The organism is Lewinella sp. (assembly GCF_050633125.1).
In the GTDB taxonomy this organism is placed as follows: Bacteria; Bacteroidota; Bacteroidia; order Chitinophagales; family Saprospiraceae; genus Lewinella.
Window position 1 is genome coordinate 41,264 of record NZ_JBOEFX010000051.1, and the last position, 6,000, is coordinate 47,263.

Genomic DNA, 6,000 nt, shown 5'->3' on the forward strand with positions numbered 1-6,000 from the left:
TCCACTATTTGTTTTTCCTGAAGTATTAAGAAGAACTGTGGATGGCAATTAATCTGCTAACCAATCTACCGTACTCAAAATATCTTTTTTAATTGTATTAATACTATCCTCAATGCTGAACTCTTGGTTATGGTCAAGTTTCCATTGATTCCACAACTGAAGGTCATGATCAATACTATCTTTAGAAGTATATATTGATATGTCACCAAAAGAAGCAGAGGAAGACAATCCAGTTAATTCCTCTAAAATAAAAATTGAAGAATAGACCCTTTTGGAAAAAGCCTGATTTACTCGTATACGATTGATATTCTCTAAGTGATAATTAATTTTTTCCTGGGAATCCTGATTAGTACACCCAGACAGTATTAAGAGTGCAAAAAAGAATAAAAAAACGTTTTTCGACATATCCTGGTTTTTATTGAATAAATGAAATTCCTAATTATTAGTTTAATAAGAGCTACCCAAAGTATTGTTTTACAAAATATTCGCATAAGTAAAGCTACTAGCTGCACTAAATAGGAATATTCCCCCAAGGCCTGATAAGATGAACTTTGGATAGCCGTTCCTCATGAAACTCAAAAATCTGAACATTGCAATGATCTCGTTCTTTGCAACCACCATCCATGTGGTATATTAAGCTATCGCCAATAATTTCATTGGGTTCCCCGTAGAGCCTGACAAAACGTTTTTGCCTCATACCTTCCAAGCAATACTGGCCTCCATAAGTGAAAATGTAATAAAATTTATCCCACTTATCATTTTTGAAAAGATAATATCCATCCTCTTGTTGCCAGAAAGAGGGTAGCTCTTTTGTGAAACAGTTACAAGGAATTTTCTGCTGATCATACACATAAGACTTACAGCAATTGCAGGTAACGGATAGCAATAGTATTAGTAGGAATAGCCTCATCGCTGATCATTTGATTTTCTGATAAACACCGTTTGGCGTCGGTTGTACCTACATCTCCGGCAACAACACAAACTTAAAATGCGTAGCATCCATCAAATACCGCTTCGCAACAACACCAAATTTGTTGGTATCCAGCGAATCCAGCCGCTGCCTGTAACGCTCGGGATAAAGCCGTTTAAAATCGTATTCCATACGGATGCACTGAGCGATTTGTCCCAGCCAGAATCCGTTGTTGCGTAAGGCTTCTTCGTAGGATTTCATCCGACTGGCCTTTATTTTGTCCAAGTCACTTTGGCGGATGTTTCCCGCTGCAAGCGAGGCTATTTCGTCGTAAACCATTGCGATAAGCGTATCTACTTCTTCGGGCGAGGCATTGAACCGGATCGTCGTGTGGTGTAGAGAATCGGGGATAGACTGCATCCTCATATTTACCCTTACGCCGTAGACGCCACCCATTTCTTCGCGTAGTTTTTCCCGTAAGCGAAAAGAAAGTATTTCCTGCAAGGCCGAGAAATGCAAACGAGTATCCCGATTACTGTAAGGGAAGGCGCCATGCCACTCCAGGATGACTTCTGCTTTAGGCGTTTGCCCCGCAATAACGGTGGTATCCAAAGGGGTATTGCTGAGCCGAAGTCCGCGGTCTTTCCACTGCTCGACGGCTTGATTATTGACAGGTAAATTACCTAAGTATTGGGCTGCAAATTGCATTAAGCTATCAGGAGCAAAATTACCCACAAAGACAAAACTGAAATCGGCGGCATTGGCAAAGCGTTCGCGATAAATGACTTCTGCACGCGCCAAGTTGATCGCTTCAAACTCTTCAATGGAAAAATTAGGCCGCCGAGGATGGTAGCCGTATTTCTTATCAATAACCATCCGGCCAAAAGCGGTACGCGGATCTTCATCCAATCGGTCGTAAATATCTATTTGCCGTTTTTGATAGGCCGCTAAAGCGAGGCTGTCAAACCGAGGACGGGTGAAATAAAGGTAAATCAGCTGGAACATCGTTTCAATGTCCTCCTGGTTGCTACTGCCGGAGATACCCTCTTCGTAAGACCCTAGATATGGATTGACACTCACATTTTGATCACTCAACAACTGCAACAACTCGCTTTCGCGAAAAGTATCCAAGCCAGATTGATCGAGAATAGACAAGGCATGGCGGGCACTCGGGTAATCGTCGTCGTCATAAAGACTGATGCCACCTGGACTGAAGCCCCGGAATCTGATTTGATCATTTTTGAAATTGGTAGGCTTAAGTATAACCTTTACGCCGTTAGGTAATTCATAACTGCTCACCTGGAGAACACTGTCATAACTGGTGAGCATGGCCTTTTGAGCAGGCAATTGTTCACTAAGGAGAGGGCCTTGCTGCGAAGGGGCAACAGGAGCCGCTGGCTGAAGCAAAAGCAGTTGATCGAGCAATTGGTAGAATGCAGTGCTGTCAGGAAGGGTAGGGGCTAGCTCCGAATTGGTGGTGATAATGGCATTACGAACTTCGGAAGCCAGTGCCTTGTGAGCTAGATTTTGCAACTCAGCAGAAGTGATCTTTCCTAAACAATCTGCTGCAAAAGAGGGGAGTGTATTGAAATCTATCACCTTGCTATCCTCCAGGAATGCATTTCTGATGCTACCGGCAATACTACTGCTGGACCTTTTGTCTAATTCTTTGACCATCTGCTGATATTGGTCAAGCATAGCCTTTTTTTCAAAGGCCAATTCTTCCTCACTAAAACCGTGCAGGACGACCCGCCGGGTTTCATTCATGACGGTATAAAGCGCCTCGTTAAGTTGTTCTGCTGGCCCTAAAGCACTCAGCCGGTAGCTGTGGTAATTTCCTGGCAGAGAAGCAAAACCAGAATAGGCAAAAGTAAAAGGCGGAATGGCCGTTTCCTTGAGCTTAGCAAGTCGTTTGTTTATCAAACTGCCAAAGAGAGAACGCTGCAACTGGTAACAAAGCCCCTGTAACGAGAGGTCGCTTTTTTGGGGCTCCAACTGAAACGTTAGCTCCCAACGCGTAAAAGCCGCTTCGTCATCGGTAGCCAGGAGAAATCGTTGAACTTGAGCGGTATCTAGTGGGTAGCTTTCCGCAGGCTGAAAGTCGTTGTTGCTCAATTCAGAGAAATAGCTTTCAATCTTGGTTACTATCCAGGTAGGATCAACATCACCAACGACAATAACAGCCATGTTTTTTGGTTGGTACCAACGTTGGTAAAAGTCGATTAAGCGCTGTGCCGAAACGGTATCAATCAAATTGGGGCTACCAATAGGCAAGCGCTGTGCATAACGCGATTCTGCCAGTAAAGTCTGATAAGCCTGCATTTGCAAACGTTGGTTGGAACTCAATCGACTGCGCCACTCGGAAATGATTACGCCACGTTCTTTATCTACTTCTTCCGGGTCGAAAGTGATTTTATTACTCCATTCAGCCAGTACTTGGAGGGCGGTATCTACCAGGGCAAGGCTGTCTGTTTGGACTTGTAGCTGGTAGACGGTTTCCGCAAAAGAAGTATAAGCATTGAGGTCTGCACCAAAGCGAGAACCATTTCTTTCGATAAAATCGATGAGCGTGTTTTGCGCAAATTTTTCCGTGCCATTAAAGGCCATGTGCTCTACGAAGTGGGCCACACCCAATTGGTCTTCCTCTTCTTGCAGAGAGCCTGCTTTGATGACCAGTCGTAATTCTGCCCGTTGCTGAGGCTCATTGTTTGGGCGGATAAAATAGGAGAGGCCATTGGCCAAAACGCCCTGCTGTATCGTACTGTCAACAGGGAGTTCTTGTTGCCAATAGCTGGAAGGGTTTTGCCCATTCAATACAGACAAAACCCCACAGCATACAAGCAGTACAATGCTACTATTGATTCTCCAGTTGTTGGAAGATTTCTTCATCCGTTTTTCCTAATGTTTCTAGTAAAATTTGAGCATCATCGACAAAATCATCGTTGGGATATTTCGCGATGAAAGCTTCGTAAAGCTCCCTTGCTTTTTCTTCATCTCCAAGGTCTTCAGCATAGGTGAACCCTTGCATAAATAAGGCTTTTGGCGCTTTTTCGTACTGCGGGAAATAGCCTTCGATGGTGGCGTAGATGCCCAAGGCTTGCTGGTAAGCGCCAATAGAGCGAGCTATTTCTCCTGCTTTGTAGAGTTGCTCAGGACTTTCAGGGGCATCGGGTTTCGCTTTAGCGTAAAGCTCTGTTAATGCGATGTATTGCTTGGCAACATTAGGCACCAAACGCTGTGTTGTAGGGTCAGTGATACTATGCAGTAGTGTGTCAAGGATGTTCTGACTTGCTTTGGTGGCAATAGGTTGATCCTTGAATTCATTCAGTAAGCGTGCATAATTAGCCTGTAATCCTTCGTTAGCTCCCATTCGGAAATAAATAGTGGCGGTCTTGCTCAGTAGATTTATTTTCTCGGAGGGTTCTCCTTGCATCGTGTCCAATTTCGTCTCGAAAGCAGCAACGAGCGCCTGGCCTTTTTCTTTGTCAGGTTGCTGATAGAAGCTTTCTTCCATTAGCGTCAGCTCATCCTTGGGCTCCGGAGTGCTACAGGCAAAAAAGGTAAATAGCAAAGCAATTAGTAGAACGTAATTGGTACTCATATTTATAGCAAATTGGTGAAGAAATACCTGTCAAAAGTAAAATATTTCTTGAACTAAGCATTAACCTTGCTGTTACAAAACCATGAGTAAAGGAATTTCTATTTTTTGGTTTCGCCGTGATTTGCGATTAGAAGACAATGCGGCGCTCTATCAAGCACTAAAGAGTGAATGGCCGGTGCTTCCCCTTTTTATTTTTGATCGTAATATTTTGGATAAATTGTCTGATCGTGCGGATGCGCGCGTCGAATTTATTCATAACGCCTTAGCGGAGATAAAGAAGGAGCTGAAAGAGCAAGGTAGCGACCTTTTGGTGAAATACGGGACACCGGAAGACGTATGGCCGGAAGTTTTAGCGCAATTTGAGGTCAAAGCCGTTTATACTAACCATGACTATGAGCCATACGCTCGTCGAAGAGATGAGAAAGTATCCTTGCTTTTAGAAAAGCAGCAGATTCCGCTTCGCACCTTCAAGGACCATGTAATTTTTGAAGAAGAAGAGATTACCAAAAAGGCCGGCGGTGTCTATACCGTATTTACGCCTTACAGCAAGACCTGGAAAGCCAAGTTGGACGAAAAGGAAGGTACAATTGAGGAGAATGGCCAGCAAGTTAAGCTTTCCTATTACTTGAAACCTTACCCTACCGAAAAATATTTTTCTAATCTTCATCAGACGAGTGAAGCATTCTCATTTCCGACGCTAGCAGAGATGAATTTTGAAACCACGGATATAGAGATTCCTTCCAAGACGGTTAGCCGTGGCCTGATCAAAAATTACGATGATACCCGGGATTTTCCCGCGGTGGACGGTACTAGTCGCCTGGGGATTCATTTTAGGTTTGGGACGATTTCTATCCGAGAAAAAGCTCGCCGCGCTCGTCAACTCAATGAAACCTTTCTGAATGAGCTGATTTGGCGAGACTTTTATGCACAGATTTTAGCCAATTTCCCACATGTTGCGGAAAACAGCTTTCGCCCGGAATACGACTTTATTGAGTGGCGTAATAATGAGGAGGAATTTGCAGCCTGGTGCAAAGGTAAGACGGGATATCCCATTGTTGATGCTGGGATGCGTGAGTTGAATGCCACAGGCTTTATGCACAATCGGGTGCGCATGATTACCGCCAGTTTACTGACGAAGCACCTCTTGATAGATTGGCGCTGGGGAGAAGCCTATTTCGCGGAAAAGCTATTAGATTTTGACCTTGCCTCCAATAATGGCGGCTGGCAGTGGTCAGCCTCTACTGGTTGCGATGCTCAGCCCTATTTTAGAGTCTTTAATCCCGAGCTCCAATCTAAAAAGTTTGACCCCGAAGGAGTCTTTCTACGAAAGTGGCTACCAGAATTGAAATCCTGTTCAAGTAAAGAAATACATAAGCCTATTGATGTAGACGGCTACCCCAAACAAATTGTTGAACACCAGGACCAAAAAGCCTTAGCTATTGAGCTCTTTAAAAAGAGCCACTAAATATATGGTCATTTACACCTACCC

Annotated in this window: 5 protein-coding genes; 1 reads left to right on the forward strand and 4 read right to left on the reverse strand. The window is 44.0% G+C overall.

Annotation, left to right across the window (positions count from 1 at the left end):
- Window positions 1-48: 48 nt before the first annotated feature.
- The 4 genes from ACRBG0_RS12280 to ACRBG0_RS12295 all read right to left on the reverse strand — a co-directional run bounded on the left by ACRBG0_RS12280 (window position 49) and on the right by ACRBG0_RS12295 (window position 4,511).
- Window positions 49-405, reverse strand: a complete 357-nt coding sequence (locus ACRBG0_RS12280; RefSeq protein ID WP_431487179.1) for a hypothetical protein — start codon at window positions 403-405, stop codon at window positions 49-51.
- A 106-nt stretch (window positions 406-511) separates the two neighbouring features.
- Complete coding sequence (locus ACRBG0_RS12285) at window positions 512-910, reverse strand: hypothetical protein (RefSeq protein ID WP_431487180.1); 399 nt, start codon at window positions 908-910, stop codon at window positions 512-514.
- 48 nt (window positions 911-958) lie between these two features.
- Window positions 959-3,799, reverse strand: a complete 2,841-nt coding sequence (locus ACRBG0_RS12290) for a M16 family metallopeptidase (protein WP_431487181.1) — start codon at window positions 3,797-3,799, stop codon at window positions 959-961.
- Complete coding sequence (locus ACRBG0_RS12295) at window positions 3,765-4,511, reverse strand: tetratricopeptide repeat protein (protein WP_431487182.1); 747 nt, start codon at window positions 4,509-4,511, stop codon at window positions 3,765-3,767. The genes ACRBG0_RS12290 and ACRBG0_RS12295 overlap by 35 nt, the downstream gene beginning before the upstream one ends.
- 82 nt (window positions 4,512-4,593) lie before the next feature.
- Between ACRBG0_RS12295 and ACRBG0_RS12300 the strand changes: the two genes are divergently transcribed.
- Window positions 4,594-5,976, forward strand: coding sequence for a cryptochrome/photolyase family protein (locus ACRBG0_RS12300; protein WP_431487183.1), 1,383 nt, complete (start codon window positions 4,594-4,596; stop codon window positions 5,974-5,976).
- Window positions 5,977-6,000 lie beyond the last annotated feature (24 nt).

Excerpts from the sequence above, each read along its gene's own strand:
- ACRBG0_RS12280 (WP_431487179.1), bottom strand. The coding sequence starts at position 405 with ATGTCGAAAAACGTTTTTTTATTCTTTTTTGCACTCTTAATACTGTCT.
- ACRBG0_RS12285 (WP_431487180.1), bottom strand. The coding sequence starts at position 910 with ATGAGGCTATTCCTACTAATACTATTGCTATCCGTTACCTGCAATTGC.
- ACRBG0_RS12290 (WP_431487181.1), bottom strand. The coding sequence starts at position 3,799 with ATGAAGAAATCTTCCAACAACTGGAGAATCAATAGTAGCATTGTACTG.
- ACRBG0_RS12295 (WP_431487182.1), bottom strand. The coding sequence starts at position 4,511 with ATGAGTACCAATTACGTTCTACTAATTGCTTTGCTATTTACCTTTTTT.
- ACRBG0_RS12300 (WP_431487183.1), top strand. The coding sequence starts at position 4,594 with ATGAGTAAAGGAATTTCTATTTTTTGGTTTCGCCGTGATTTGCGATTA.